The 26,914-nt window shown below is 39.2% G+C and carries 26 protein-coding genes, 1 tRNA gene and 1 other annotated feature; of the genes, 7 read left to right on the forward strand and 20 right to left on the reverse strand.

Features of this window, described 5'->3' with window-relative positions:
- Positions 1-24: 24 nt before the first annotated feature.
- Positions 25-2,019 (reverse strand): DUF262 domain-containing protein, encoded by a 1,995-nt coding sequence (locus tag VB691_RS10555; protein WP_323291450.1) that lies wholly within the window; start codon positions 2,017-2,019, stop codon positions 25-27.
- Positions 2,020-2,174: 155 nt separating this feature from the next.
- Here VB691_RS10555 and VB691_RS10560 point away from each other — a divergent pair, with 155 nt between their 5' ends.
- Entirely contained in the window at positions 2,175-3,257 is a 1,083-nt protein-coding gene (locus tag VB691_RS10560; RefSeq protein WP_323291481.1) for an ATP-dependent 6-phosphofructokinase, read from the forward strand.
- Between the two features lie 75 nt (positions 3,258-3,332).
- Here the strand turns inward: VB691_RS10560 and VB691_RS10565 are convergent, their stop codons facing one another.
- The 3 genes from VB691_RS10565 to VB691_RS10575 all read right to left on the reverse strand — a co-directional run bounded on the left by VB691_RS10565 (position 3,333) and on the right by VB691_RS10575 (position 6,001).
- On the reverse strand, positions 3,333-3,953 hold the full coding sequence (locus VB691_RS10565; protein WP_323291451.1) for a retropepsin-like domain-containing protein: 621 nt from the start codon (positions 3,951-3,953) through the stop codon (positions 3,333-3,335).
- A 148-nt stretch (positions 3,954-4,101) separates the two neighbouring features.
- Positions 4,102-5,124: a long-chain acyl-[acyl-carrier-protein] reductase gene (locus VB691_RS10570; RefSeq protein ID WP_323291452.1), complete on the reverse strand. Its 1,023-nt coding sequence runs from the start codon at positions 5,122-5,124 to the stop codon at positions 4,102-4,104.
- A 181-nt stretch (positions 5,125-5,305) separates the two neighbouring features.
- Positions 5,306-6,001, reverse strand: coding sequence for an aldehyde oxygenase (deformylating) (locus tag VB691_RS10575; protein WP_323291453.1), 696 nt, complete (start codon positions 5,999-6,001; stop codon positions 5,306-5,308).
- Between the two features lie 326 nt (positions 6,002-6,327).
- Here VB691_RS10575 and hpnJ point away from each other — a divergent pair, with 326 nt between their 5' ends.
- Complete coding sequence (hpnJ, locus tag VB691_RS10580) at positions 6,328-7,764, forward strand: hopanoid biosynthesis associated radical SAM protein HpnJ (protein WP_323291454.1); 1,437 nt, start codon at positions 6,328-6,330, stop codon at positions 7,762-7,764.
- Between the two features lie 233 nt (positions 7,765-7,997).
- On the opposite strand, the gene rplL is transcribed toward hpnJ, so the two are convergent.
- From rplL to VB691_RS10630, 10 genes are all read right to left on the reverse strand, one after another.
- Positions 7,998-8,396, reverse strand: a complete 399-nt coding sequence (rplL, locus tag VB691_RS10585; protein WP_323291455.1) for a 50S ribosomal protein L7/L12 — start codon at positions 8,394-8,396, stop codon at positions 7,998-8,000.
- 70 nt (positions 8,397-8,466) lie between these two features.
- Positions 8,467-9,036, reverse strand: coding sequence for a 50S ribosomal protein L10 (gene rplJ, locus VB691_RS10590; protein ID WP_323291456.1), 570 nt, complete (start codon positions 9,034-9,036; stop codon positions 8,467-8,469).
- Positions 9,037-9,075: 39 nt separating this feature from the next.
- Positions 9,076-9,248: a sequence feature (ribosomal protein L10 leader region), on the reverse strand.
- An 83-nt stretch (positions 9,249-9,331) separates the two neighbouring features.
- Positions 9,332-10,048, reverse strand: a complete 717-nt coding sequence (gene rplA, locus VB691_RS10595; RefSeq protein WP_323291457.1) for a 50S ribosomal protein L1 — start codon at positions 10,046-10,048, stop codon at positions 9,332-9,334.
- Between the two features lie 63 nt (positions 10,049-10,111).
- The gene (rplK, locus tag VB691_RS10600; RefSeq protein WP_323291458.1) at positions 10,112-10,537 is read right to left on the reverse strand and encodes a 50S ribosomal protein L11; all 426 of its coding nucleotides are present in this window, start codon (positions 10,535-10,537) and stop codon (positions 10,112-10,114) included.
- A gap of 6 nt (positions 10,538-10,543) precedes the next feature.
- Positions 10,544-11,167, reverse strand: a complete 624-nt coding sequence (gene nusG, locus VB691_RS10605) for a transcription termination/antitermination protein NusG (RefSeq protein WP_323291459.1) — start codon at positions 11,165-11,167, stop codon at positions 10,544-10,546.
- Positions 11,167-11,403, reverse strand: a complete 237-nt coding sequence (secE, locus tag VB691_RS10610; protein WP_323291460.1) for a preprotein translocase subunit SecE — start codon at positions 11,401-11,403, stop codon at positions 11,167-11,169. Before secE ends, nusG begins: the two co-directional genes overlap by 1 nt.
- Positions 11,404-11,477: 74 nt before the next feature.
- Positions 11,478-11,550: transfer RNA gene (locus tag VB691_RS10615), tRNA-Trp, on the reverse strand.
- A gap of 101 nt (positions 11,551-11,651) precedes the next feature.
- Positions 11,652-12,014 (reverse strand): 50S ribosomal protein L19, encoded by a 363-nt coding sequence (rplS, locus tag VB691_RS10620; protein WP_323291461.1) that lies wholly within the window; start codon positions 12,012-12,014, stop codon positions 11,652-11,654.
- Between the two features lie 506 nt (positions 12,015-12,520).
- Positions 12,521-14,011 carry a hypothetical protein gene (locus tag VB691_RS10625; RefSeq protein WP_323291462.1) on the reverse strand — a complete coding sequence of 497 codons (1,491 nt, stop codon included), beginning with the start codon at positions 14,009-14,011 and terminating at the stop codon, positions 12,521-12,523.
- Between the two features lie 29 nt (positions 14,012-14,040).
- The gene (locus VB691_RS10630; RefSeq protein WP_323291463.1) at positions 14,041-14,679 is read right to left on the reverse strand and encodes a transaldolase family protein; all 639 of its coding nucleotides are present in this window, start codon (positions 14,677-14,679) and stop codon (positions 14,041-14,043) included.
- A 234-nt stretch (positions 14,680-14,913) separates the two neighbouring features.
- Here VB691_RS10630 and VB691_RS10635 point away from each other — a divergent pair, with 234 nt between their 5' ends.
- A complete protein-coding gene (locus VB691_RS10635) occupies positions 14,914-15,567 on the forward strand; it encodes a hypothetical protein (RefSeq protein WP_323291464.1) in 654 nt (217 codons plus the stop codon).
- Positions 15,568-15,591: 24 nt separating this feature from the next.
- On the opposite strand, the gene VB691_RS10640 is transcribed toward VB691_RS10635, so the two are convergent.
- The 4 genes from VB691_RS10640 to VB691_RS10655 all read right to left on the reverse strand — a co-directional run bounded on the left by VB691_RS10640 (position 15,592) and on the right by VB691_RS10655 (position 20,592).
- Entirely contained in the window at positions 15,592-16,470 is an 879-nt protein-coding gene (locus VB691_RS10640; RefSeq protein ID WP_323291482.1) for an NAD(P)-dependent oxidoreductase, read from the reverse strand.
- A gap of 61 nt (positions 16,471-16,531) precedes the next feature.
- On the reverse strand, positions 16,532-17,227 hold the full coding sequence (locus VB691_RS10645; RefSeq protein WP_323291465.1) for an HAD-IA family hydrolase: 696 nt from the start codon (positions 17,225-17,227) through the stop codon (positions 16,532-16,534).
- Positions 17,228-17,368: 141 nt separating this feature from the next.
- Positions 17,369-18,562, reverse strand: a complete 1,194-nt coding sequence (locus VB691_RS10650) for an NAD(P)/FAD-dependent oxidoreductase (protein WP_323291466.1) — start codon at positions 18,560-18,562, stop codon at positions 17,369-17,371.
- Positions 18,563-19,074: 512 nt separating this feature from the next.
- On the reverse strand, positions 19,075-20,592 hold the full coding sequence (locus VB691_RS10655; protein ID WP_323291467.1) for an EcsC family protein: 1,518 nt from the start codon (positions 20,590-20,592) through the stop codon (positions 19,075-19,077).
- Positions 20,593-20,804: 212 nt separating this feature from the next.
- Between VB691_RS10655 and typA the strand changes: the two genes are divergently transcribed.
- The 3 genes from typA (at position 20,805) to VB691_RS10670 (ending at position 23,597) form a co-directional block, all read left to right on the forward strand.
- On the forward strand, positions 20,805-22,598 hold the full coding sequence (gene typA, locus VB691_RS10660) for a translational GTPase TypA (RefSeq protein ID WP_323291468.1): 1,794 nt from the start codon (positions 20,805-20,807) through the stop codon (positions 22,596-22,598).
- 61 nt (positions 22,599-22,659) lie between these two features.
- The gene (locus tag VB691_RS10665; protein WP_323291469.1) at positions 22,660-23,202 is read left to right on the forward strand and encodes a Uma2 family endonuclease; all 543 of its coding nucleotides are present in this window, start codon (positions 22,660-22,662) and stop codon (positions 23,200-23,202) included.
- Positions 23,203-23,351: 149 nt separating this feature from the next.
- Complete coding sequence (locus VB691_RS10670; protein ID WP_323291470.1) at positions 23,352-23,597, forward strand: hypothetical protein; 246 nt, start codon at positions 23,352-23,354, stop codon at positions 23,595-23,597.
- Positions 23,598-23,864: 267 nt separating this feature from the next.
- Here VB691_RS10670 and VB691_RS10675 read toward each other — a convergent pair whose 3' ends face one another.
- Complete coding sequence (locus tag VB691_RS10675) at positions 23,865-24,944, reverse strand: MraY family glycosyltransferase (protein ID WP_323291471.1); 1,080 nt, start codon at positions 24,942-24,944, stop codon at positions 23,865-23,867.
- A gap of 156 nt (positions 24,945-25,100) precedes the next feature.
- Entirely contained in the window at positions 25,101-26,384 is a 1,284-nt protein-coding gene (gene glyA / locus VB691_RS10680) for a serine hydroxymethyltransferase (RefSeq protein ID WP_323291472.1), read from the reverse strand.
- A 272-nt stretch (positions 26,385-26,656) separates the two neighbouring features.
- Here glyA and VB691_RS10685 point away from each other — a divergent pair.
- A partial coding sequence (locus VB691_RS10685) for a hypothetical protein (protein WP_323291473.1) occupies positions 26,657-26,914 on the forward strand: 258 nt, incomplete at its 3' end.

The raw sequence follows: 26,914 nt of genomic DNA on the forward strand, positions 1-26,914 counted from the left end.
TATTGAGGTTTTAATTCAAAATTATCAGCTTTTTTCAACAGTTTCTAACTGCCATTCTTCCCTAGATATTTCAACAGTTTCTAGGGCTTTGTGGCAGAAATTATTGATATCTTTAGCTGATAAATTAACGTTAATGAACGCCCCATTTTGCAGTTTACGAGTAGAGTGAAAATCTTTATTATCCCATCCAACAAAGCGAGGAAATTGTTCTATGATATCTTTAAATCGGTCTGATTCTACATCAGCAATCTTATTTAAAGTAACTTCTAAAACATCTCGCCATGTTCTTACAGAAAATTCTTGTCCAAAAATAGTTAATAATTTAGGAGTTTTTCCTGTGATGTTATTTACTTGAGGAGGTGGAGCAGATTCATCTCCAAAATAATTCCAAATTTGTAAAGCAATATCGGCGAGATATTCTGCTCTTTTTTCTATATCTTCTTTACACCATGATTGTTGATCTTCAAAATATTTATTTAACTCCACATGACTATTATTTTTAAAGTGACTGCGTTTAGTGATAAAATCATCATTAGAAAGCTCAGAATTAAAGCCTGTAAGTGTCAAATTACCCAAAGAATGAACCCACAATTCATGAGTAATTGCCCAATCTTCTCCTAAATGTTGTTTCCACCATTGACTAAGCTTTTGAGGCATGATATGTTCAATAGATAAATCATCGAAAGATACTGGTTCTTTATGCTTATAAAAAGCTTCAATAGATTCGAGAATTAATTTAGTTTTTTTAGAACGATTATTCCCATAAAGCTTAACTTCCATTAATCTATCTTTAAACTCTTGATCTTTGGGATAATCACGACTTTGTAAAGCTAATTTTAATCGTTCAATAAAGCTATCTGAAGCTAGATTAGTCTCTTTACTAACTTGGGCATAAAGTAAAGCAAAAATTCTATTTAATCCTCTCGTTTGAACATTACAAACAAACCGTCGCAAAATAAAGTTTTCTAAGATTTTGAGAATATCTATAAAATCTTTTTCTGTTATTTTTGCTTGCATCCAATCATCATAACAGTTTAATAAAAATGGATAAATAGTAGTAACTTCTAAACGGTTAAGACGATGGAGATAGTAACGAATATTTTCTTTTTGCTCTTGTTCTGGATTTAAAAGCTTACCATAATTTTGAGAAAACTTATATAAACTTTGAAGATATTCAACAGCATTTTTATCATTAATCTGAGCTTTAATTTCAACGTAAATTTCATTTTCTCTAACTTCTATACCTTTCTTAATTAGATAATGTCGAATAAATTCTGTGAGATTGTCTTTTAAAAGAGCTTGCATCGGTTCCCAATATTTTCTATAAATAGATTCTTGTTCATCTGTAGGAATTAGCATAAAAAAATAGTTGCGAATCAAATCTGCTTGTGTTAATGGTTTGCCCTTAGCATTAAGACTTTCAAACACGCGATAAGGATCATCATCAATACCAAGAACAACACTAACAAGAAAAAAACTACTACAGATAATGTTCTTTATTTTAGATAACTCTAGTTTACTTTGCTGAATTTTTTTTTCAAAGAAAAGATAACATAGAGAAATATTACTTTCCTTACTTTTTGATTGATTATCAATGATTTGATAAAAATTTTCTCTATCTAATTGTAATTGTGTCGGTTGTATTTTATATTTTTCTAATCCTTCATTATAGGGATTTACTAACAGAGTATTATTGATTTGTGCCGCTAAATTTTCATTTTTTGACTGTGTAGCTCTATCTCGTAAAGCAGCTAGAAGAATAAAAACAGTTGTTAAACGTTGTTGTCCATCAATTAAGAGATATTTTGTAACTCCTTCTGGTACAGATGTCGTCGGAATAGTCACAATAGAACCCATAAAATGAGGGCGAGGGTTCTCTGTGTTACAAAGTTCAAGAATATCATCCCACAAATCTTGCCATTCCTTTTTTTTCCAACTGTAAGCTCGTTGAAATAAAGGAATAATGTATTGTTTTGTCCCTTCAATGATCTGTTGTAACTTAGTTTCTGAAGCTTGCATTTGTGAATCCCTCTTGATAACCTTATATTGGTAGTGTTCCCAAATTTTAGTCAATCTGCACAAGTTTAGGTATTTCTATAAAATTCCTTAAGGTTAACCAAAAGATTACCTCCATAGCTAACAATAGAATTAATTTTATTTTATAGATGACAAAAATGGGTGAGAAAAAGCGCATTGGAATTCTTACCAGTGGTGGAGACTGTGCTGGTTTAAATGCCGTAATTCGTGCAGTGGTTTATCATGCGATCGGAACCTATAATTGGGAAGTTGTTGGTATTCGAGAAGCGACTCATGGGTTAATGACTCGTCCCCCACAAGTGATGGAATTCGAGATAGATAAACTCGATAACTTATTGTTAATGGGAGGAACAATTTTAGGAACTACGAATAAGGGCGATCCCTTTGCGTTTCCTATGGGTGATGGTGAGTTACGCGATCGCTCTCAAGAAATCATTGACGGTTACAATAGTTTAGGATTAGATGCTTTAATTGGTATTGGTGGAGATGGCAGTTTAGCGATTTTACGTCGTCTCGCTCAACAAGGGGGAATTAACTTAATTGGTATTCCTAAAACTATTGATAATGATGTGGGTGCGACTGAACTTTCTATCGGTTTTGATACGGCTACAAATATTGCCACAGAAGCCTTAGATCGTCTCCATTTTACCGCAGCAAGTCATAACCGAGTAATGATTTTAGAAGTCATGGGGAGAGATGCGGGACATATTGCTTTAGCTGCGGGAATAGCGGGGGGTGCCGATGTAATTTTAATCCCAGAAATTCCCTATAAAATTGAAAAAGTTTGCCAGAAAATTCGCCAAAGACAAGAGAGAGGAAAACACTTTTGTTTGGTCATGGTATCAGAAGCCGTGCGGACAGATGTGGGAGATCAACTCAAGGAAATTAAACAATTTGGCGAAGATCGTTTAGGGGGAATTGGCAAATATATTGCCGAACAAATTGCCGAGAAAACTGGGGCAGAAACCCGCGTTACCGTATTAGGACATATTCAACGGGGGGGAATACCTTCACCTTTTGATCGCCTTTTAGGATCGGCGTTTGGCGTGGCTGCGGTTGATTTAATTGCCCAAGGAAAATTCGATCAAATGGTGGCTTGGCAAAACCGACAAATTATTAGTGTTCCTATTGCTGAAGCTATCAAAACTTATCGTACGGTTGACCCTGAAGAAACCTTAGTTAAAACGGCGAGAGGCTTAGGTATTTGCTTAGGAGATTAAAACCTTTCTCCAGTCTTTTATGATTAGGATAAGTAGGTCATAAAAAGCAACCTACTTATTTTTTTATATCGAATTTTAAGTAAGCCAAGTAAAAATAATTTTTTCTTCAGCTTGTCTAAATTCTATATTAAATTTATCAAAAACCACTTCTCTTCCTAACAATAATTGTTCAGATTCTGTTGGATTTTGTAACCAAGCAACCGGAGCTATAAAAGTGTGTTTATCAATTGTAATTTCGAGATTACGCAGCACATATTCAACCCTTCCGCCAATGGTTTCTGCTAACAAAGTTGATTCTGCATCAGCTAAATTCAATCCTAAATCTTGACCAACTTTTAAGGAGAGAAGACTAATTTCTGCTCCTGAATCAACTAACATAGTAACTTCAATTGCTCGATCATGATGTCTTAATTTTACTGAATAATTTGGTTGCCAATCATGACGAACAACAGATCTAAAATGAATCGGTAAAATTTGAATAGAACAACGATGAGGAGGAACAACATAAATTAAATAGTTTTTTCCTGAAGTATTAGCAAGATCTAAAACATCTTGTAAATTTTCACCATGACTAATGATTCCTTCCTCATTGTAAGCAATATATTGATTTTTATATAAATCTAATACCATGTGACGGTTAGTATTTAACCATTTAATAATTTTCTCTGCTTGTTCTTTTGACGGTGAGTTAGACATAAGACTATACCTGTTCTTCTATAAAAAAAGATGAGCATGGCCCACCCTTATTATAAATAAGATATTTTGTTATGAACAACTAATTATCAATTATCCATTGTCCATTATCCATTGTCCATTATCCATTGTCCATTATCCATTAACTTAATTACCAACTTAACAAAGGTTGAAACCCATGCTTAACAGAAGCTCCTCCTATTTGTTCCATTTTCGTTACTGTAATTTGATTACGTCCCCAAGAAAAATTAGTATGCCATTGTTCAAACTCTAATAAAATAGCTTCAGCAAAACAGGCAAACATCTGACGAGAAGGAACATCCATACTGACAATTTCCATAATTTTCCAGTCAATATCTAAAGAATGTTCCACAATTCCCCCTTTGAGAATATGAACATCAGGATGTTGAATTTTCGTGCCTAAATTCTTCGGATAACCCCCATCAATAATCAAACAGGGTTTCTTCAAGGTTTCAGGGTTAATTTCTACCCCTTTGGGCATACTCGCCACCCAAACAATAATATCAGCTTGGGGTAATGCCTCCTCTAAGCCCATAATTTTACCCCGTCCTAACTCCTCCTGTAACCCTTGTAAACGCTCTTGATTACGAGCAATTAACAAAAGTTCCTTAACCTCCGTTTTACGGTCTAACCAACGACAAACTGCACTGCCAATGTCTCCCGTTGCCCCACAAACCGCAATAGTGGCCTGAGATAAGTCAATTCCCAGTTTAGCCGATGCTTGCTCTACCTGACGACAGATCACATAAGCGGTGTGAGTATTTCCTGTAGTGAAGCGATCAAATTCGAGAGAGACATTCCGCACCTGCTTGTTATCTTTGAGGTTAAATTCTTCAAAAATAATCGAAGAAAACCCCCCCAATGCCGTAATATTAATCTCGTTTTTCTGTGCCAAGGCCATCGCATTCAATATTTTGCGAATTGCTGCTTTAATCCGTCGGTTTACCAGCATTTCCGGTAGAAAACAGGATTCAACATATTTTCCTTCGATAGTTTGTCCCGTAACACTGGTAACATGGAAATGATCGACGATTTGTGGTGGGGCTGAACACCAAAAATCAAGACCTTGATTGGCGTATTCAGGATAGCCAAGGGCATGAGCAACGGACTGGGCGTGTTCTAAACTTGTAAGATGACCGATCAGAGCAAACATTGATTATTCTTGATAATAGTTAGGCAGAAAAGAGACTGGATAATAAGAAAAAGTTAAGACTCTTAACAATCTTACCCTAAACTGCACGAAAGACTTCTGATTCTCTGGAACTCAACCTGAAAACAGGGGCTTAATACGATTAAGCCCCTACAGATGCCTTAATTAAGCGAAAATTGTTGATTTAAGCAGCACGTAACCCATAGGAAGACATTTTCATGATTTCGCGGGTAGAGAAACCAATATTACTTAAGGCTTCTCCATAGCTGATCATAAAGTCTTCTACTAATGCTTCTTTTTCCATGCCTAAAACTTCGGCATCATTTTCCACTTCATTGAGCATTTGCCAAACGATGGGTAAGTTATCTTTGTTAGCTTGTTCTAATTCGGCTTTCGAGGCTTCAAAATGCCCTTTTAACCAAACTTCCCCAAAGTTAAGATGGGTATATTCATCTTTAACTACCCCTTCAGTGATTTTGCGAGCAAAGGGATCAGCCACAGGAATATAAATATTATAAGCAGCGATCGCAAAAGCTTCGATAATCAGAGATTGAATGAGTAAACAGGTGATAATTTGGCCCTCTGCTTTGGCAGTTTGGAAGTTGTCGTGTAGTCGAGAGAAAAATTCCTGAGCATAGGGCATATCAGGGGTAACATCTAAATTTTTACCACAAGCTTGAAACCCTTTTTTATGACGGTTTTCCATCTTAGAGAGACTAATTAACTCCTCTCCATCTTCTGGCAACAGTTTGGCCATGTCAATGTAGTTTTGATAAGCTTCTTGCTCACCTTCAATGACAATGGCATTAATGCGACTGTAAGCATCTTTGTAGGTGTCGCTTTTAAAGTCAAGCTCTGAGCGTAAAGCAAGCTCTTGCATAAGCTAATTTATCTCCTATTGGTTATCAACTGGGTTAGAGGGCTAATTTGTATCCTTATGGTATAAGGCCTTTTAGGTTTAACTTTAAGTAGAGGCGAACGGCCGTTTGCCCCTAACATTCATCTTAGGTTCTACTGTAGTGCAAAATGGTGGGAAACGGGGAGGGTGTGTCAGAATTTAGAAGTCAGTGGTTCAGCTGATCGCTCACCAACCAGTTAGAAGTCAGAAGTAAAATACAAGGGTTTTTCTTTTCTTAAGACACAGCAAGAAATTGCTAGATTACACTAGAAAGAACATTGCATAACGTGGTAGTGAGTGAAAACACGATGAAAAAAACCCTATTTTTGAGTCCTCCTTCTTTTGATGGTTTTGATGGAGGTGCAGGGGCCAGATATCAAGCGAAACGGGAAATTACTTCTTTTTGGTATCCCACTTGGTTAGCGCAACCAGCAGCTTTAGTACCAGGTAGTAAGCTAATTGATGCACCGGCCCATGATCAAACCGTAGAGGATGTCCTGAAAGTTTCTAAGGACTATGAACTGGTTATTATGTATACCAGTACCCCTACTTTGCCCAACGATGTCAAATGTGCTGAAGCTATTAAAGCCCAAAACCCTGACATTCAAGTGGGTTTATTGGGGGCCCATGCGGCGGTTTTGCCCACTGAAACCCTAGCAGAAAACCCGATTTTAGATTTTGTTTGTCGCAACGAATTTGATTACACTTGTAAAGAATTAGCTGAAGGTAAGTCCTACGATCAGATTAAAGGACTCAGTTACCGGGATCAATTCGGTAATATTAAACATACGGAAGAACGGGAATTAATTCATGATTGGGATGCTATGCCCAGTGTTTTTCCTGTGTATAATGATCACCTCAATTTCCGTAATTATTTCATCGGTTATTTGCTCCATCCTTACGTTTCTTTATACACTGGTCGAGGTTGTCCTGCTAAGTGTACTTTTTGTCTATGGCCCCAAACTATCGGGGGACATCAATACCGCGCTAAAAGTCCTGAAGCTGTAGGCCAAGAAATGGCTTTAGCTAAGTCTATTTGGGGTGATTCTGTCAGAGAATATTTCTTTGATGATGATACTTTTACTATTGACAAAAAGCGGGTAATAGCCATTAGTGAATACCTCAAAAAGTTAAATCTAAGTTGGAGTTGTAACGCCCGCGCTAACCTAGATTATGACACCTTGAAAACTCTCCGAGATAATGGCTTAAGACTTCTTTTAGTTGGGTTTGAATCTGGTAATCAAAAGGTTCTGGATGGGGTGAAAAAGGGCATTAAATTAGAAGTTGCCCGCAAGTTTATGGAAAACTGCACCAAGTTAGGAATTAAGGTACATGGTGCTTTTATTATTGGTTTACCTAATGAAACAAGGGAAACCATTGAAGAAACCATTCGCTTTGCTTGTGAAGTAAGTCCCCATACCATTCAAGTATCTATTGCTTCTCCTTATCCTGGCACAGAATTGTATCAACAAGCGCAAGAAAATGGCTGGTTTACTAATAAAGATTTAGTTGCTAGTTCGGGAATTCAATTGTCTACTTTACAATATCCTGATCTGTCAGCATCGGAAATTGAAGATGCCGTTGAACAGATGTATCGTCGCTTCTATTTCCGTCGTCAGACTATCGTTCCTATTGTCAAAGAAATGTTAGTTGATCCTCAAATGTTAGTGCGTCGTTTACGGGAAGGACGGGAATTTATGTCTTATCTAAAAGAACGTCATACTCGTAGTTTAGTTAACGCTTAAGTCTAGTATAAACTACTTTTTGTCGGGTGGGCATTGCCCACCTTATTTCATGTTAAAAAGTTTGATGACATCATGAAGCTTAACAGCTTATGTAGGGGTTTAACACTGTTAAACCCTGTTCCTTATTCCTTCTTCTGTAAATAGTGAATAAAGTTCATGGTTATTTCCACTAAATTTAAACAAAAAAGCAGGTAAAAGTACCTGCTTTAAAGATTGACTAAAGTCCTTTAGACTTACTTCACACTAGCCTTAGCACCCGCTTCTTCGAGTTGCTTCTTGACAGCTTCTGCATCATCTTTGCCAGTGGCTTCCTTGACAGGTTTAGGAGCAGATTCAACAAGATCTTTTGCCTCTTTCAGTCCTAAACCAGTGATGGTACGAACAACCTTAAGAATGGCGATCTTCTTATCAGCAGGAACTTCTTCAAGAATGACATCAAATTCGGTCTTCTCTTCTTCTGGTTCAGCCGCGGCCGCACCAGGAGCAGCAGCCCCAGCCATCATCATCATGCCACCAGCAGGAGCAGCAGCACTTACTCCAAAGGCTTCTTCAATTTGCTTAACTAACTCAGAAGCTTCTAATAAAGAAAGAGATTTCAGCTTTTCGAGAATTTCATCAGTTGCAGCAGACATAGTTTAACTCCTTGACAATAAATGAACAAATTAGATAATGAAACAAACACAATTGATTGAGGGGTGATGCTTAAGCCGCATCTCCCTCTTCTTTGGCTGCCATTGCGCCGATGACTCGACCCAAAGAACTTGGCACTTCGTTGATACCCCGTCCCAAAGACGATGGAACCTCTTTGATGCCAACGGCCAGTTTGGTAGCGATCGAATTGATCGCGCCGGCCACTTGCCCCATGAGTTCCTCTTTCGAGGGTAAGTCAGCGATCGCTTTGACCTGATCTTCGTTTAGGGCTTGCCCTTGCATGACACCACCGCGAAATTCGGTTTTTTTGGTGTCTTTTTTGAAGGCTTGATAAGCCCTAACTGCGCTTCCTACGTCATCTTTGACTAAGACAAAGGCCGCTGACCCCTTCAAAAAGTTGGTCATGGGTTGCCAAGTCTCGTTTTCTGCCACCGCTTGCTGCATAAAGGTGTTTTTTGTCACCTTACACACAGATCCGGTGGGACGTAGGCGGTTCCGCAGATCGGTAATTTCCGCAACGGATAGCCCTTGATAATCAATGACAAAGGCCAGTTGCGCGTCACTCAAGAGTTCCTTGAGATCGGCGATCACCGCTGCTTTATTTTCCCTGTTTCTCCCCATTCTGCTCTCACCTCCTTGGTTTGTGGGAAAGTTTATCGATGGACAAAAAATAAACCCCTAGCTTTATGCCGGGGCCGAAGTCGAATAACATTCCAGAAAAAAGAGCTTTTATCTCCCTTTATTTCTGGTGTGTTTTCTGTCTTCAGGCTTCAACCTCGGCAGGATATTAAGCTGTTTGCTCCTGCTGTCTTCGGTATAACCAAAGTTCAGTTTTTAGTTGTTTTAGGGGTTTATTTTACAGTTACCAGTAGGGGCGAAGGGCCCTTCGCCCCTACCTAAGTTACTTATTTTATCCTTATGCCTCTTCTAGTTTTAGATCTCGTAAGGCATTAATGTCAACCTGGATCGATGGCCCCATAGAAGCGGCCACAAAAATGCTCCGCCAGTAGCGACCTTTTGCCCCAGGGGGACGGTTACGCTCAATGGTTTCTTGTAAGGCTTTAAGATTAGCCAACAAGTCTTCAGGGGCAAATGATGCCTTTCCAAATCTAACATGAACAATCCCTGTACGATCAGCCCGAAATTCTAATTTTCCTGCCTTAAATTCGGCGATCGCCTTTCCGAGATCAGTAGTTACGGTTCCCCCTTTGGGAGAGGGCATCAAACCCCGTGGCCCTAATAAACGTCCTAATTTAGCGACTTTCGGCATCATATCAGGGGTGGCAATTAAGACCTCAAAATCCATCATGCCCTGTAAAATTTCGTCGATCAGTTCTTCTGATCCTACTACATCTGCCCCCGCATTGCTGGCTTCTTGCACTTTTTCCCCTCTAGCAATAACGGCGACTCTCACTTCTTGCCCGGTTCCTTTGGGTAAGGAAACCGTTGTCCGCAGTTGTTGGTCGGTATATTTGGGGTCAATTCCTAAGCGAATATGGGCTTCGGCTGATTCATCAAACTTGGCTGTGGCCGTTTCTTTGAGGAGTTTTAAGGCTTCTAACGGCTCATAAATTTGGTCTTGGTCGATCTTGGATAAGGCTTCTGTTATCCGTTTTGAGAGTTTTTTGGGCATTCTTTCTCCTAGGGTGCTAACGAAGCGAGGCTTCTCCCCATAATTTACTGATTCAGGTCTTAATTAGTCTTTGATGGTGATGCCCATGTTACGGGCTGTCCCTTCCACAATGTTCATCGCCGCGTCAATGTCGTTGGCATTGAGATCGGGCATTTTGGTTTGGGCAATTTCCTTGAGTTGATCGCGGGTAATGCTGCCCACTTTTGTTTTATTCGGCTCGTTAGAGCCTCTTTCCACCCCAGCAGCTTTCCGAAGTAAAACGGAAGCGGGAGGCGTTTTTAAGACAAAGGTGAAACTACGGTCTTCATAGACCGAAATCTCAACAGGAATGATCATTCCGACTTGATCGGCGGTTTTGCCGTTATATTCTTTGCAAAACGCCATGATATTGACCCCATGTTGACCCAAGGCGGGCCCAACGGGGGGGGCGGGATTTGCCTTTCCAGCGGGAAGGGCAAGTTTAATCAAGGCAACAACTTTTTTGGCCATCGCTAATTAATTTTGTTTCTCAATTTGATTAAATTCCAGTTCAACTGGGGTGTCTCGCCCAAAAATTGAGAGCAAAGCTCGCAATTTGCTTCTTTCTGGGCTGACTTCTATCACTTCTCCTTCAAATTCTTTGAAGGGGCCCGACAGAACCAGAATTTTGTCGCCGATTTCCAGATCAATCTTCACGACTGGTTCTTGAATCTCGGACTGTTTAAAGATCCGTTCCACTTCTGAGGGACTCAGGGGAACGGGCCTCACATGACCCCGGCCTCTACCATATCGCCGTTTTTGTTCAGCACCCACAAAGTTAATCACATTGGGGGTGTTTTTTACGACTTGCCAGGCTTCATCGTCCATGATCATCTTCACCAAGACGTAACCAGGGAAAACTTTTTCTTCCCCTTGCTGACGCGCACCATCTTTACGGACTTTGATCGTCGGGGTTTTGGGAATTTGAACCTGAAAGATACGGTTGGCCACATCTAGGGTATGAATTCGTTGTTCTAAGTTGGTTTTAACCCGCTTTTCACAACCAGAGGCTACCTGAACAGCATACCAGCGAGGGACTGATTTCTGTTCTTCTTTTTGTTGTTGTTCGAGTTCGGGTGATCGATCGTGAGCAAAACTCATTAAAATACCTTCCCAGATCCCCAAGTAAAGAGGTTATCCACAAGATAAATAACGGTGGCGACTAAGCTTACCATGAGAATCACGGCGGCTGATTCGCTTAAAAGTTGTTGTCTAGAGGGCCAGACAACTTTAGCCAATTCCTCCTTAGTTTCACCAATTAGCTTGGTGACTTTTGATTGGTTATCGGCTGATTTCACCTCGCTTTTATCTCTTTTGGTGCCTTCTTTTCTGACCACGGTCATTCTCTCCCCAACATAAAACAACGAGTTTTTTCTGACTGCGCCTGATTGGCCTCTAATAACAAAGGTTACGCGCCCTGGAGGACTTGAACCCCCGACATCAGGTTTTGGAGACCTGCGTTCTACCAACTGAACTAAGAGCGCACTGCCTGAGCCATAACCAAGGGCTATGCTCTAAACCTTTTTTATCATAGCGCAGTTTGATCCTAATTTGTTCGCTTTGTGTGCGCTGTTGTCAGGGTATTTTATAAAGGACGATCAAAACGCTGACGAATTCGGGTGGCTTTACCGATGCGATCCCGTAAATAATACAGTTTCGCGCGGCGGACTTTACCACGACGGACTATTTGAATATTCGCAATGCGTGGGGAATGTACGAGAAATACTCTCTCGACTCCTACTCCTTGGAAGGTCTTCCGCACGGTAATGGTTTCGTTAATTCCTCCATTCCGCATGGCAATCACCGTTCCTTCATAGGGTTGGATTCTTTCTTTCCCCCCTTCCCTGATCCGTACACCGACGCGAATGGTATCACCGACATGGATGGTCGGCAAATCATTCTTGAGATGTTCGGCTTCTATCTCGTTGATAATTTGTTCGGCGTTCATGGCTTTGCGCAAAATCTCACAATTTCTTATCATACCTCTCTTTTGTTTTAAGAGCAAGGACTTTGAAGGTAGAAATTTATTTATCTTAATTTTAGTTAAATTACTTTAGAATTGTACTCAATCCTTCAAGATTGATTGATCCCAGTTTACAGCTAAATATCCAAGATTTTTAGGATTGGGGACTGATATTTTGCCCCTAGGGTTAGGGTATTTAGGGGTCAGGCGATCGCCTTGAGGGTACTCACCCTCAATTCTAGTCATCATGAGGCTTTTCACCCCTTCTAGCTGAGTTTTAGCCAGGGAAAATGACAACTCAGATAAATTGTATTATAGGCTACACTGAACCTCAACATTGATCTGGGTTACAGACATTTTTGACCCTCAAAAATGCTCCCTAAAATCCCATCCCCGAAAACCCCTAAAAAGTAACTGTTATAGTAAGAGGTGAACTGAATTCCGTGACAGCACTGGGAGGCCCGAGAAGCTTACCCAGTCTTTTTATTTGATTATTCCCCTTCCAACTCTGGTAATTTCAATAACATTCCTGCGACAAACCAATAATAAACAGCCACGGGATCAACGGCTAGGGGGTAATAATGAGGATTATAACTGATAAAGAGAATAAACAGCCATAAACACAGTCCAAGGCGGCTTAAAGCCGGAGTTTTGAGAGAACGATAGGACTGAAAGGTAAGAATAGTTAAAGTCGTCACCACGCTCAAAAACCCGAAAAATCCTAAGATCCCGATTTCATAAATAACTTTGACGGGGAAAATTTCAATCAGTTGAATGGTTCCCACACGACGGGCCGCACTAGCGGTTGTCCCTAACCCATGGCCTAACCATTTTAGGCGATCATGGGCTAACCATTGAAATTGATCAGCCATAAATTTTTGAGGGGGAGAATATTGCCAACGACCAATAAAATCCCCAATTATGTTACCAATAAACCCAACTTGAAAACTAATTATTATTGTTAAACCTAAGATAATTACAAACTTAATAAGTAGCGTTTTTTTTCTGCTTTCTGTAGCTAAAAGTAAGATTAAATAAATCAATGGAACTAATAACAAAGCCGTTCTTTGTCCCGAAATTAAGGCGGAAATTAAAACAGTAATTATTGAGCCAAAACTTATCCTTTGCCAGAGACGAGATGGTTCACTAACCATTACCCCATAGGTAATAAAACTACCAGCAACTAGGAACCAAGACCACTGCCAAGGAGAAACAAAGGTTCCTGGAAGTCGAATTAAATCTTGAGGGGGATTATATAATAAAGAACCACCGACAAAACATTGAGCTTGTAGACTTGCTTTTGTATTCGCTGGTTCAGGTAAAGTGATACTTCCTGCACAAATTTCATTGATTAAAAATAAATATTGAGTGATGCACAAAATACACGCAATTAAAATTAAAATCATCAAAATACGATTTAATATAATCAAATTTTTTTGCGTATTAATCCAATAATAACCACAGAGAATTAAGGGAATATATCCTAACCAAACTTTTAAACCAACGATGCCCATTAATAAAGGTTCCTCACTATTTCCTGCCAGTTGTTGCGGGAAATTAACTAAGGAAAAAGTCAATAAACAAAGTAAAATAAAAACACATAATACTATCAATAAAGGTTTGATTTTAGGTTGAAGCGTAGGCCAAACTTTATGACCAATAACTAGGGCAAAAAAAGCGGGAAAATAGAAAGCATCTTTAGCTAAATGAAATAAAGGATAGGAACTGGTATAAGTAACTTCACCGCCAACAGGTTGAAAAACTCCGGCGATCGCATAAGTAATAGTTCCCCCTAAGGGTAAATAAATTAAAAAAGCTAAAATACTCCAACGAGGAAAACAATAAGAAAAGACCAAACAAGGAATCAGTAAACCTCCTATAATGGCGGCTTGAGTTCCTGCTATTAACAGACAAAGAGAACTAAAAAAAACTGTAGTAAATAGAGTGATAATTATGAGAATAATTAGTTTTTCAGTCTTCATTTTAATCAGAAAAATTACATTAGAATGCGTTAGTTTAAAGTAATACCTTTTCCTTTTTCATTAAATTCTGTAACTGTTTGCTCTGATAATTCATGGGTAGTCATGGCTTGTAAAATTTCTAAGGGTAAGGTTAAATGATCGGCCCCTGCTTGTAAAGCATCGGCTGCTTCTCTAGGGGATTTTAAACTAGCGGCTAAAATTTCAGTTTGACTCCCTTCAAGTAGTTGCGCCATCTCTTTAACTAATGCTAACCCATCCCCTAATAATCTGGTTGCGCGGTTAACATAAGCAATGGCATATTTGGCCCCTGCTTCTTTTGCAATTACGGTTTGTGCGCCGCTATAAATTGCTGTCACAGCGCAAGTAATTTCTGATGAAAGGGTTGCCGTAACTTGAAAACCGACGGCTGTGGCAGGAATTTTTAAGACTGTTTTTTCTCCAATAATTTGATAAGCTTTGCGTCCCTCACTAACCATCGTTTCAAAATCTGTTGCTGTTAGTTGATAATACAATTCTCCAGGACTAATAGCTGCTAATTGTGTTAAGGTATCTTCTGGAGATAATTCACTTTTTCCTAATAGGGTAGGATTGGTAGTAATTCCTTTTATCCAGCCAAATTTGAGGGCAATTTGCGCTTCTGTCAGAATAGCAGAGTCAAGATAAAGCATGATGATTAAACATAAAACCTCTTTATTATACCTGAAGTGGATAGCGCGGGCCTTCCCGCGCTATCTTGGGGGAATAAATGTAGGTTGGGTTTCGTCCCTCAACCCAACCTACATTTATGATTGAGAAAATTAAGATTATATGTTCAGAGAAAACAAATAGAAAACTGATGATAATGATAGCATTATAATTACATAGCACAACAGATTAAGGTATTTGACTTAGGGTAAACTTTTATGGAACTTCTTCCCTCAGAAATTCTCGCTACCAACAAATTTGATCAATGTGTTCTTAATCTTGCGTTAATTAATATCTGTAACCAAGAAAGTTACATTGGTCAAGGGATGAAACAACGTTATAACGCTTGGAAAGCGGAAACTGATGAGGCGATCAATAATCCTTGGTTAGACCTCCATCAGTTTACCATTTATGTTCCTCATCCTGACCAAAAATATGAAAATATGACCCTAGAAGAAGGGTTAACCTTGGGTTATAATCTTGAAGTTGAACCCGTCCTCGATCGCAATGAGATCCCTTATGATATTCCAGAGGGTGGGCATTTTGTGGTAGTTCTTAAACAACACAAAGTTGATGATAGTTTTAGAATTGCTGCTACTGGAATTTTTGTCCGTCCCTTAGCTTTGTTAAGTCTAGATGTGGTAACTGATCCCGAAGAAGGAAAATATCATTCTTTGGTCGTTCAACATCCCATTATTCGAGATTATCCTGGAGATCTTCAACAAAAATTATTGCAATTTGTCAACCAAGAAATTAATATGAGAGAATTGCCCAATGTGGTTGGTTATGTTGATCAAGCAGAAAATAGTGATTATCGTCAACCATCTTGGCAGGAAATGTATTTAGAAGGTCAAGGTTTAAAGCTTTTCTAATGTTTGGTAACACAAAAGGCAAAATTAGATTAAGCTTGCTAAAGATTCCAATTCTTCTCTTAAAGATAAGGGGTTATAACCTAACTTAAAAGCTTTGGAACTATCTAAAGCTGTATCAGGCGATCGCGGGGCAGACATGGTTACATCTTTTTGTTGACAAGGGGTTATTAATTCTGGAGAAAAATCAAAAATTTCTGCCATTAAACACCCAAAATCATAACGAGAAACCCTTTCTTTTCCTCCTAAATGTAAGAGATCGCCTTCTAAGTTTTCTAAGGCCAATAATAGCCCTTTTGCTGCAGTTAAAGCACTCACGGGGGTTCTATATTCATCAGTAAATAAACTTAATTCTTTCCCTTCCCTAAATGTCTTCAAAAAGAATTGAATAAAACTCTCTGCATAGGGGGAAGGAATACCAAACATTAATGGCATTCTACAGATCACAGTTTTAGGATAAATTGCCAACATTCCTTGTTCTGCTTTAACTTTTTGTTCCCCGTAATAACTAATAGGTGAAACTGGATCAGTTTCTTTATAAGGTGAATTTAAACCATCAAAAACTAAATCTGTTGAAGTGAAAACACAAGGAATATTGAGATCAGCGCATAATTGAGCAATATTTAAAGAAGCAGTAACATTAATTTTATAAGAGTCTTCAGGATTATTTTGACAATAATTTGGTTTTGATGCTGCTGCTAAATGAATCACTGCATCAGGTTTTATTTGATTAAATATCTCTTGTAAATCAATAATATTTGTAACGTCAACCTTGACAAATTTTACATTATTAATATTAATTTGATGAAAATAATAAGTACCATAAACTTGCCAATTTTGTTGAGCATATTGACAAAGATTGTAGCCTAAAAATCCACTTGCACCCGTTACTAAAAGCTTTTTCATGTTTCTATTATCATCATCTAATTTTATATTATTGTAGGGACAATTCATGAATTGTCCTTACTTAAATCAGCATTGCCATAGAATTAATTATAGATTCTGATTCTATTTTATCATCATTTCTTTCTAACAAAAACGCTTGCATTCCTACAGCTTTGGCTCCGTCATAATCTTCCTTTTTACTATCACCAATATGCCAAGCTTCTTGGGGTTCACATTGATGTTTTTCTAAAGCTTTAAGAAAGATGTTAGGATGAGGTTTTGCGGTTCCAGTTGTGGAAGAAATAGTAATAGTAGTAAAAAATTCACTCAAACAAAATAGATCAAGTACCTCATAAATTCTAGTATCAAAATTAGAAATAATTGCTAACTCAATGCCTTTTTGTTGCCAATATTTCAAAGCAGGAAACACATCCGTATACAAAAACCAAGGATGAGGAGTTACAAAATAATCATAAATTTGCTGAAAAAAGCTATCAAAATCAGCAAATTGATCAATAACATCTACTTCCGTAAAAGTATCATAAGCAACCTGATACCACCATTGATATTCTAATTCAGAAATCTCCATGATATCAATACCAGGAAATGCTAAGGGTGGAGACAGTTTAAAACGCTTATAAAAAGCTGTTTCTAACAAATCAGATGAACATTTTACCCCGACTGTAGAAGCAAGATAACTATATACTTCTCCAACGCTTCCCTTAACCCCAAATAATGTACCAACAGCATCAAGAAAAATCACTTTAGGTTGTTGCATAATCTTACAATTTCTAACTGATGATTTTTGCATAGACATTGAATAAGTAGATGGTTATAATTAAACGTAATGTGGGCAATGCCCACCCTACAAGTTTTGTTTGTTTAATTATGCTCATTTACTTACAACATCTGCACAAAATTAGTTTGATAACCATTCAATTAACGGTTGTGTAATCCAATTAATTCCTACATTTAATTGATGTTTTAAGGTAGGTAAACGATACAAATAAATCAACCTTCTAGCAATATAAGCTAGGGGGCCATCTAATTTTAATCCTAACCCTGATAATGTCGCATTATCAATTCCTAATGCCATCATTTCTCCTAATGGTTGATAACGGAAAGGTAAGAGGGGACGATTAGTAATTGATGCCCACAGATTCCAAGCACAATAATCAGACTGTTGAAATGCGGTTTGTGCAGTTGCAGGAATTCGGGTTCCTAATTGATCGTAACAGTCAGCAATGTCACCCAACGCATAAATATTAGGATGATCAATTATCTGCAATTCTGGCGTAATTTTCAATAACCCTTGTGGATTTTGTTGGAGGGGTAAACCTTTAATCAAATCTAATGCTTGGTTTCCCACCGTCCATAATACCAAGTCAACAGGAATGACATCAATTTGACCTTTATAAGCTAAAGAAATGCTATCAGAAGCGACTTGAGTTACTTCAGTTTCTAAGTCTATATAAACTCGTCTTGCTTCTAAGGCAGTTTGGGCAGCATTTTGGTTAAACTCAGGAGAGTTTCTTAGAATTTTGTCCCCTCGTTCAATTAACCTTATTCTTCCAATTTCTCCCAGAGTATCTGCCAATTTACAGGCTAATTCTACCCCACTGTAACCACCACCAACAATGGCAATTCTAATTTTTTCTGCTTGAGATGCTTCTAATAAACGCAATCTTTCTTTGATACGATAAGCATCAGCTAAAGTACGAAAAGGAATAGCATAATCTTTGACACCACTAAAATTATCTAAGGGTGTTTTTCCTCCCATTGCTAACACTAACTTATCATAATGTAAGCTATGATGATTCTCTAATTGTATCTGTTGATTGTCAATATCAATACCCGTAACACATCCCTGATGAAAACGAATCCCTGTATTGCTTAAAAGTTCCTCATAAGGGGGGGATATTTCCCAAGTTTGCATCTCCTCAGTAATTAATTCATACAATAGGGGAGTAAACAAAAAGCGATCGCTTTTATCAATGAGGATAATTTCTGGGGTACGATCATCCTCCCAAGGTAACTGACTGAGACGTAAAGCGGTATAGAGTCCCCCAAACCCTCCCCCGACAATGCAAATGCGTAATGGTTGTTCACTCATAAGTTGGGTTGATAAGGTTAACTATATATATCTTAACGATCTTGGGGCATTCGCGGGCCGTAGAGAAATTGTAGAGAACATCTTTACATTAAGGTAAAGTGGTATTTTTGCCAGATTTTGAGGATTAATCAGTAATATAGATAGAGTTAAGTCTATAAACAAAAACTCCACGGGCTAATCCCGTGGAGGTCAAAATGGTTACTTTAAATAATGACACAAAAATCAATAAATGGACAACATATTTAAGATTTAGTTTCATTAAATTAATCTTAAGACGTAGAGAAACTGGTTAGAAATTAGGATGAAACTCGTATTGAGTAAAGGAAGTTAACCCATTGAGGTATGTGATAGAATCCTGACATAGAGTGATTAGATAAGTCACAAGAATTAGCATAAAATAAATTATCCGAAATTAGTAGGGGCGGTTTTTTTACATCAGTTATGATTCTCACAAATAAGTTAAATAAACCCGCCCTCCCCTGTGTCATTAATTTGTGATCGGAAATGATGCTTTATAAAGTGAGTTGTAGATTGAAATGGTTAGCTATTGTCTTCATAATTGCTAACTCCTCTAGAGTGATCACTCCGTCCAATTTAGCTACTTTTTCACATTGAGCAAGTAAAGCAATAGCAAAATCTTGATTTAATTGTGATAGTAAATTGTCCAAAGAAGGGGGATTGTTTGAATTTTTGGTGATTGTTTCTAACGAAGCAGGACTAAGATTTAATGTTTGTAATTCTGGGAGAATCATTTCTCGTGTTTTATTAGGATTTCCTGCTAAAAATAAATGAACTAAAACCTGATCAATAATAACTTCTTGAGCAATGGCTTCTTGAAGGTATTCTTTTCCTTCCAATTGAATTTTTTCAAGAGTAGCTTCCATTTCTAAAGGATTAAATTTTGCTTCATAGAATTGACAAGCACTATGTCCTAAAGCGTAGATGATAAGAGCATTGGTACTTGCTCCAATTACAGCACCCGCAGCAGGAATATTTCGTAAAAATCCCAATCCTGCTTTGACAGCATATTTCCCCCCTAATTTAGCCGCTTGACTGCCTCCTAAAGCTAAGCCAAAAATTGTTAAAATTTCCCCTTTTCTTGCATTATCTTTTAAGTCTAAACCATAAGAACAAGCTATCTGACAAACCATTTCTGCTTGTAACAAAGTCGTTGCTGCTAAATCTACAGCAAACATGGCAGCAGCCACACCAGGAATTAGACTACTGGCTAATCCTGTTCCACCCGAATATATCGCTTTATCTACAATAATATGATGAGCAATTTCAGATGGCTTTTCATGAGGATATTTTTGTTGTAATTGTTTAACTTCTGTCTCTGCTTTAACAACATCAACCTTTTCAATAACCGCAACTAACCAATCAATTTGAAATGCTTTTGTTAATTCCTTGAGTTGAGGGTTATTACTGACTAAATCGTATAAGTATCCAACACCATCTGGTATCGATAAAGCTGCATTACCAATTGCTGCTCCCGCATTTACTGTAGCACCAGCAACTGCCCCTCCAACACCTATGGTACTATCAGCCACGACTCCTCCTGCTTGTGTCATTGCACCACCAATAGCCTCACCTGCACAAGTTGCTGTTTGAGTGATAGAATCCCACCAAGACGATTGGGAAGCCTCACCCTTCAAAGGCTCCATCTTTTTTGGTGGGACATGACGGGTGTTGTGTTCTTTCGAGGAGGAGGTGTGAATAACGTTTTGGGAAGTAATTGGCTGTATTGCTAATAATTCTAAAAGAAATTCTTGATCCCAGTCAGGTAAAGTATTTCCTTCTTTTTTACCATAAACTTTGATCTTTGCTACGGATTCAAGGTTGAGTTTAATTAAATTTTCTTGGATGAGTTTTATTGATTTTTCTTGATCGGGAATGTCAGCAGCCTCTATCATTATCACCAGATAAGTTCCTTTCAGAGAGACTTCAGAGACATTTAGAGCAAAACACTCTAGACGAGCGTTGAGAAAAAAAGTGATCAAATTGGTATCAGTCTGAGTAGCAATATTCATAGGGTTTGACAGGATTTACTAAATACTTACTATGATTATTCCCACTGAAATAACGAAAATCACACAGCAAACCATATAACAATATCGTTTTAGTCATAATTTATTTAAGATAAGTATTTTATAAACTTTTTATCAATTCTTGCTTAATCTAAGCTAGAATTGTGAAGAAATCTATAGTAATGTAACTATACCCCTCTCAACCATCGCATCTTATGTCTCTCCCCATTCGCAACGTCGCCATTATCGCCCACGTCGATCACGGTAAAACGACCCTGGTTGATGCCCTCCTCAAACAGTCCGGTATCTTCCGCGAAGGGGAAGATGTTCCCGTCTGCGTGATGGACTCCAATACCCTCGAACGAGAACGGGGTATTACTATCCTCTCCAAAAATACCGCCGTTCACTATAAAGATACTCTAATTAACATCGTAGACACCCCAGGACACGCGGACTTTGGGGGAGAAGTCGAACGAGTATTAGGCATGGTTGATGGCTGTATCTTAATTGTAGATGCCAATGAAGGCCCCATGCCCCAAACCCGTTTTGTTCTCAAAAAAGCTTTAGAAAAAGGTTTACGTCCCATTGTCGTTGTTAATAAAATTGACCGTCCCAATGTAGACCCCCATATTGCAGTTGATAAAGTTTTTGATCTGTTCGTCGAATTAGGGGCTGATGACGATCAATGTGATTTTACTACTTTATTTGCTTCCGGTATCTCAGGTTATGCCAAAGACAACCTAGAAGATGAACCCGAAGACATGAAGCCTCTATTTGAAGCGATTTTACACCATGTTCCGCCACCGGCCGGCGACCCCACCAAACCCCTACAACTCCAAGTTACGACCTTAGACTATTCAGAATATTTAGGGCGTATTATTATTGGTCGTATCCACAATGGAGTGATCAAATCTGGACAACAAGCTGCCTTAATGAAAGAAGACGGTAGCATGGTCAAAGGCAAAATCACTAAATTACTAGGTTTTGAAGGACTGCAACGGGTAGAATTAGAAGAATCTAGTGCAGGTAATCTTGTTGCAGTAGCCGGGTTTGCAGATGCGAATATTGGGGAAACCTTAACCTGTCCCAATGAACCCCTAGCTTTACCTTTAATTAAGGTTGATGAACCAACCTTACAGATGACGTTTTCTGTTAATGACTCCCCCTTTGCGGGCCAAGAAGGAAAATTAGTCACCTCCCGACAAATACGCGATCGCCTGATCCGAGAATTAGAAACTAACGTCGCACTGCGGGTTGAAGAAACAGACTCCCCTGATAAATTCTTAGTTTCGGGACGGGGTGAACTCCATTTAGGGATTTTAATTGAAACCATGCGTCGAGAAGGGTATGAGTTTCAAGTGGCCCAACCCCAAGTTATTTATCGGGAAGTCAAAGGACAACCTTATGAACCCTTTGAATATTTAGTCTTAGATGTCCCCGAAGAAGCCGTCGGTTCTTGTATGGAACGTTTAGGACAACGGAAAGGGGAAATGAAGGATATGCAAACCGGGGTTAATGGACGTACCCAGTTAGAGTTTGTCGTACCTGCAAGGGGTTTATTAGGGTTCCGTGGCGACTTTATTCGTCTGTCACGGGGTGAAGGTATTATGAACCATAGTTTCTTGGAATATCGTCCCCTTTCCGGTGAGATGGAAACCCGTTTCAATGGGGTGATGATTGCTTTTGAGGAAGGAACTTCTACCTTCTATGCGATGAAAAACGCAGAAGATCGGGGCGTTTTCTTTATTACTCCGGGTACAAAAGTGTATCGTGGAATGATTATTGGGGAACATAACCGAGGTCAAGACATAGAATTAAATGTCTGCAAGACCAAGCAGTTAACAAACCATCGTGCTTCTGGTGGGGAGGAATTAGTTCAATTACAGGCCCCCGAAGATATGAGTTTGGAACGGGCTTTAGAATATATTGGGGCTGATGAATTAGTGGAAGTCACACCCCAGTCTATTCGTCTTCGCAAAATGTCAGCGAAAAAGTTAGCAAAACGTTAATTTTTTCAGGTTGTAGTAGGGTGGGCAATGCCCACCTTACTTAAATAAATTAACTTGAATTATGATTGAAACTGCTAAACTTTCGGTTAAAGATTATCAGAAAATTGTAGAAACAGGAATCTTTGGCGGTCGCCGGATAGAGTTAATTGAAGGAAAATTAATTGAGGTGAGTCCAGAAACGCCAAATCATGCTAACTTTAACAACAAACTTTATAAATATTTTCTCACTTTATTTAATAGTTTAGCAGATGTTCGCTCTGCTCATCCCGTCAGTCTTTCTAATTCTGAACCACAACCAGATTTAGTTTTAGCTAAACTTCCTGATACTTTATACGATACAAAACACCCTAACCCAGAAGATATTTATCTGTTAATTGAAATTTCTTATTCAACTTTAAGTTATGATTTAAACGAGAAAAAAGAAATTTATGCTAGGTCAAATATTCAAGAATATTGGATAATTGATCTTGAAAATCATCGTTTAATTATCTTCCGATATCCTCAAGGGGAAGACTATCAAAATAAACTTGAATTAAACACTGGTTTAGTTTCCTGTCTTGCTTTTCCTAATGTTAAATTAGATGTTAACAGATTGACTTATTAATCAAGAAAATTGTCACAATAAACCCCATCATACAATATAGTAACAAAAACAAAGAAAAGTTAATGGATATAAATATTTATTAACTTTTAAACCCAAAACCTAACACCAAATGATACAATCACCAAAAATTTACTTGGAGATTATTTTTCATGGCTAATATTAGAATTTCCGACATCAATCTTTCAGAAATGGAAGAAAACTACCTTTTAACTAATTTGTCAGAGCAAGAAATGGAAGAAATCGTTGGTGGAGGGTTTCTAGGAAAATTGATTGGTGGTGTTGTCGGTGGTGTTGTTGGCTTTTTCGTAGCTGGCCCGGTAGGAGCGATAGCTGGAGTTGGTGCTGGAGCTACTTTAGGTGACGCTACTCAAGAAGTTATCAGGGGCAACTACTAAATCCTCGTGTAGACTGTTAATCTACCTCATGAATCTGAGAAACGCTATATCTATCTTCTGTCACTTTAGGAGATTTTAACCAAGGCAAGCCATTTCAGCCAACGATAAATCAGGGTTTAACCCCAGAGTGACAGAAGATATCTATCTTCCTTCCGCGAGAGGACTCCCGCTACACCGCCCAAGCGGTTAGCGGTGAGAGTGTCAACTTCTTCCAAGGACGGGGTTTTAAACCCAAATTTCTGATAAAATCCAATAGCAAAAGTTCCCTTAATTGCGAATCTTACGACTTTTGCGCCAAGCTTGCCAACCCACAGAGCCTAATAATATTGTTGCACCGATCGCAAATCCCCAACCACTAGGAATATTGGATAAACCAAGGGCAATACTACCAACCCACAAAGTCAGAGCATAGATAAATAATACCGTCAGACGATGGGAAATTCCAGCTTGAATGAGACGGTGATGTAAATGACGTTTATCCGCACTAAAAGGGGATTTTCCTTGACTAAGACGGGAAATAATCACCGCTGACATATCCACAATGGGAACAGCCAACACCACAAAGGGCAACAAAACGGCAGTTACTGCAACCGTGGCCACGGCTGCAACTTTAACCAAACCAACGGCCCCAACTCCAGCCAAAGTAAACCCCATAAAATAGGCCCCCCCATCTCCCATAAAAATCTGGGCGGGGTTAAAATTATAGCGAAGAAAGCCCAAAGCTGCCCCCGCTAAAGCTGCCGCAATTAAAGCGGCGGCGGTTTGTCCCATAAATAAGGTTAAAACCATCATCACCACAGCAGAGATACCACAACCCCCTGCGGCCAGGCCATCTAACCCATCAATCCAATTTATAGCATTAGCCATGCCCACCAGCCAAATAACAGTGATCGGCAAACTAAACCAACCCAATTGTATCAAATCCGCAAAGGGGACTGAGAGGAAATCAATGCGAACACCTACACCCCAAGCACAACTGGCCACAACAGTTTGTAAAATGAGGCGACGCATGGGGCTTAAATTATAGAGATCGTCTGCTAACCCAATGAGAAAGAAGGCCACACCCCCTAGGGTTACGCCCCAAATTTCCCATTCCTTATTGGGGGGAAGCCAGCCAAACCCGCCAAAAACCCACACCAATAACAGGGCGGTGATAGTTCCAGCAAAGATGGAAACACCCCCTAACCGAACCATGGGGCGTTGGTGCATTTTGCGGTTATTTTCGTCATTTTTCGGATTATCAACTAGCCCCTGTTTTCGCCCAAACCGATTAATAATGGGGGTACTCCACCAAACCACGGCAAGGGCGATGAAGAAAGCGGCGAGATGGTATAGTTCTCCTGGCATTGACATGGGCCTAGTCTGTCCCTTGGGTCGAGTTTAACAAGATTTACAAACTACGTTACTCTATTTTGGCTAGACCTTTCAACAATGGACAATGGACAATGGACAATTGATAATTGATAATTGTCCATTGGTAAACGACCATTCTCTGCTTTCTGATTAAGCAAGGACAGGAACCGGAATATTGAGATGGGGATACAAAGGAAAGCGATCGCATAAAGCCTTAACCCGACTCAAACAATCTTGTTTAACCCCTTCATCCTTGGGATTTAAGAGACAATCAGCGATAATGTTGCCAATTTCAACAAATTCTTCCGTTCCTAGCCCTCTGGTGGTCATAGCAGGGGAACCCAGACGCAAACCACTGGTCACAAAGGGAGACTCTGGATCAAAAGGAACTGTATTTTTGTTAGCGGTAATATTAATCGTACTGACTAAGTTATTTGCTTCTTTCCCTGTCATACCGATGGAACGAAGATCCACTAACATTAAATGGTTATCAGTGCCACCAGAAACCAGTTTAAAGCCCCGTTGCATCAATTGATTAGCTAAGGCTTGAGCATTGGCGATCACTTGCCCTGAATAGGTCTTAAATTCTGGTTTGAGGGCTTCTCCAAAGGCTGCTGCTTTAGCCGCAATGACGTGTTCTAAGGGGCCGCCTTGGGTTCCCGGAAATACGGCTTTATCGAACTGTTTGCCTAATTCGGGGTTATTGGTCATAATTAAACCTCCTCTTGGGCCCCGTAGGGTTTTATGGGTGGTGGTTGTTACCACATCACAGTAGGGTAAGGGGTTAGAATGATGACCAGTGGCAACTAAGCCCGCAATATGGGCAATATCCGCTATTAAATAGGCTCCCACTTCATCGGCGATCGCTCTGAATTTTTCAAAGTCAATAATTCTGGGATAGGCAGAATACCCACAAATGAGGAGTTTGGGCTTTTCCTTACGGGCCAATTCCAAGATTTGATCATAGTCGAGGCGTTCGGTGTCAGGATTAACCCCATAATGAGACACTTTAAACCATTTTCCCGAAACATTAACAGGGGAGCCATGGGTTAAATGTCCTCCATGGGATAAGTCCATCCCCATGATGGTATCACCAGGGTTGAGGAGAGCTAAGAATACAGCAAAATTGGCTTGGGCCCCTGAGTGGGGTTGTACATTGGCATGGGCTGCCCCAAATAGTTCTTTAACGCGATCGATGGCCAATTGTTCCGCCCGATCTACCCATTCACAACCGCCATAATAACGTTTTTTGGGCAATCCTTCCGCATATTTATTGGTTAACACCGAGCCTTGGGCAGCTAATACCGCTGGAGAGGCAAAATTTTCACTAGCGATTAATTCTAGATGCTCCCGTTGGCGTTGTAGTTCCCCTTGAATAATACTGGCAAGGGTTGGATCGCTTTGAGCTAAAAAATCTAAATTGGTGTCAGTCACGGTTAATTAATCCTTTCGCTTTGGCTTACGGTGTCCCAATTTTTCATTATAGTTAATCGATACCTTAATTTTTACCATCTTGAGGATCAATATTCTCTGCGATCGCCGATCTCCTCAAAAAACGTATAACTTCACCAATTCAATTAAGTCATACATCAAAGTCTAACAAAATATACGTGAAGTTATACATCACTCTTTTAAATTGAAATAAGAGGAAACACGGTAGTGACCTCCCCAGTTAGTGATAGTACGTTTGATTGAGGAATAAAAATATGGCTGATCTAATCGAAAATCTGAGTGTTGCCTTACCCGATACAGTTACATTTAACTTTGTCACCCCCGGCGACGATAATCCCAATACAGGTACGACTACAACAACTGGTGGTGGCGAACCTAGCTATTTTGACATCCAAATCACCGGAACTACCTCACTAACTGGCAATTATGATGGGTATTGTATTGACACAGATCGTCCTATTGGTACAGGTGGAACATTAACCGCTAAAGTCTATTCCAGTTATGAACCCTTA

The sequence above is a fragment of the Crocosphaera sp. XPORK-15E genome, from assembly GCF_034931425.1.
Classification (GTDB): Bacteria; Cyanobacteriota; Cyanobacteriia; order Cyanobacteriales; family Microcystaceae; genus UHCC-0190.

Bases quoted from the DNA above. Each gene is read 5' to 3' on its own strand.
- VB691_RS10625 (WP_323291462.1), bottom strand. From the start codon at position 14,011: ATGAAGACTGAAAAACTAATTATTCTCATAATTATCACTCTATTTACT.
- VB691_RS10650 (WP_323291466.1), bottom strand. From the start codon at position 18,562: ATGAGTGAACAACCATTACGCATTTGCATTGTCGGGGGAGGGTTTGGG.
- typA (WP_323291468.1), top strand. From the start codon at position 20,805: ATGTCTCTCCCCATTCGCAACGTCGCCATTATCGCCCACGTCGATCAC.
- VB691_RS10570 (WP_323291452.1), bottom strand. From the start codon at position 5,124: ATGTTTGCTCTGATCGGTCATCTTACAAGTTTAGAACACGCCCAGTCC.
- VB691_RS10670 (WP_323291470.1), top strand. From the start codon at position 23,352: ATGGCTAATATTAGAATTTCCGACATCAATCTTTCAGAAATGGAAGAA.
- nusG (WP_323291459.1), bottom strand. From the start codon at position 11,167: ATGAGTTTTGCTCACGATCGATCACCCGAACTCGAACAACAACAAAAA.
- VB691_RS10665 (WP_323291469.1), top strand. From the start codon at position 22,660: ATGATTGAAACTGCTAAACTTTCGGTTAAAGATTATCAGAAAATTGTA.
- VB691_RS10640 (WP_323291482.1), bottom strand. From the start codon at position 16,470: ATGAAAAAGCTTTTAGTAACGGGTGCAAGTGGATTTTTAGGCTACAAT.
- VB691_RS10560 (WP_323291481.1), top strand. From the start codon at position 2,175: ATGGGTGAGAAAAAGCGCATTGGAATTCTTACCAGTGGTGGAGACTGT.
- VB691_RS10630 (WP_323291463.1), bottom strand. From the start codon at position 14,679: ATGCTTTATCTTGACTCTGCTATTCTGACAGAAGCGCAAATTGCCCTC.
- rplL (WP_323291455.1), bottom strand. From the start codon at position 8,396: ATGTCTGCTGCAACTGATGAAATTCTCGAAAAGCTGAAATCTCTTTCT.
- VB691_RS10575 (WP_323291453.1), bottom strand. From the start codon at position 6,001: ATGCAAGAGCTTGCTTTACGCTCAGAGCTTGACTTTAAAAGCGACACC.
- rplJ (WP_323291456.1), bottom strand. From the start codon at position 9,036: ATGGGGAGAAACAGGGAAAATAAAGCAGCGGTGATCGCCGATCTCAAG.
- rplK (WP_323291458.1), bottom strand. From the start codon at position 10,537: ATGGCCAAAAAAGTTGTTGCCTTGATTAAACTTGCCCTTCCCGCTGGA.
- VB691_RS10655 (WP_323291467.1), bottom strand. From the start codon at position 20,592: ATGAATATTGCTACTCAGACTGATACCAATTTGATCACTTTTTTTCTC.
- rplA (WP_323291457.1), bottom strand. From the start codon at position 10,048: ATGCCCAAAAAACTCTCAAAACGGATAACAGAAGCCTTATCCAAGATC.
- VB691_RS10635 (WP_323291464.1), top strand. From the start codon at position 14,914: ATGGAACTTCTTCCCTCAGAAATTCTCGCTACCAACAAATTTGATCAA.
- VB691_RS10645 (WP_323291465.1), bottom strand. From the start codon at position 17,227: ATGCAACAACCTAAAGTGATTTTTCTTGATGCTGTTGGTACATTATTT.
- VB691_RS10675 (WP_323291471.1), bottom strand. From the start codon at position 24,944: ATGCCAGGAGAACTATACCATCTCGCCGCTTTCTTCATCGCCCTTGCC.
- VB691_RS10565 (WP_323291451.1), bottom strand. From the start codon at position 3,953: ATGTCTAACTCACCGTCAAAAGAACAAGCAGAGAAAATTATTAAATGG.
- hpnJ (WP_323291454.1), top strand. From the start codon at position 6,328: ATGAAAAAAACCCTATTTTTGAGTCCTCCTTCTTTTGATGGTTTTGAT.
- VB691_RS10555 (WP_323291450.1), bottom strand. From the start codon at position 2,019: ATGCAAGCTTCAGAAACTAAGTTACAACAGATCATTGAAGGGACAAAA.
- rplS (WP_323291461.1), bottom strand. From the start codon at position 12,014: ATGAACGCCGAACAAATTATCAACGAGATAGAAGCCGAACATCTCAAG.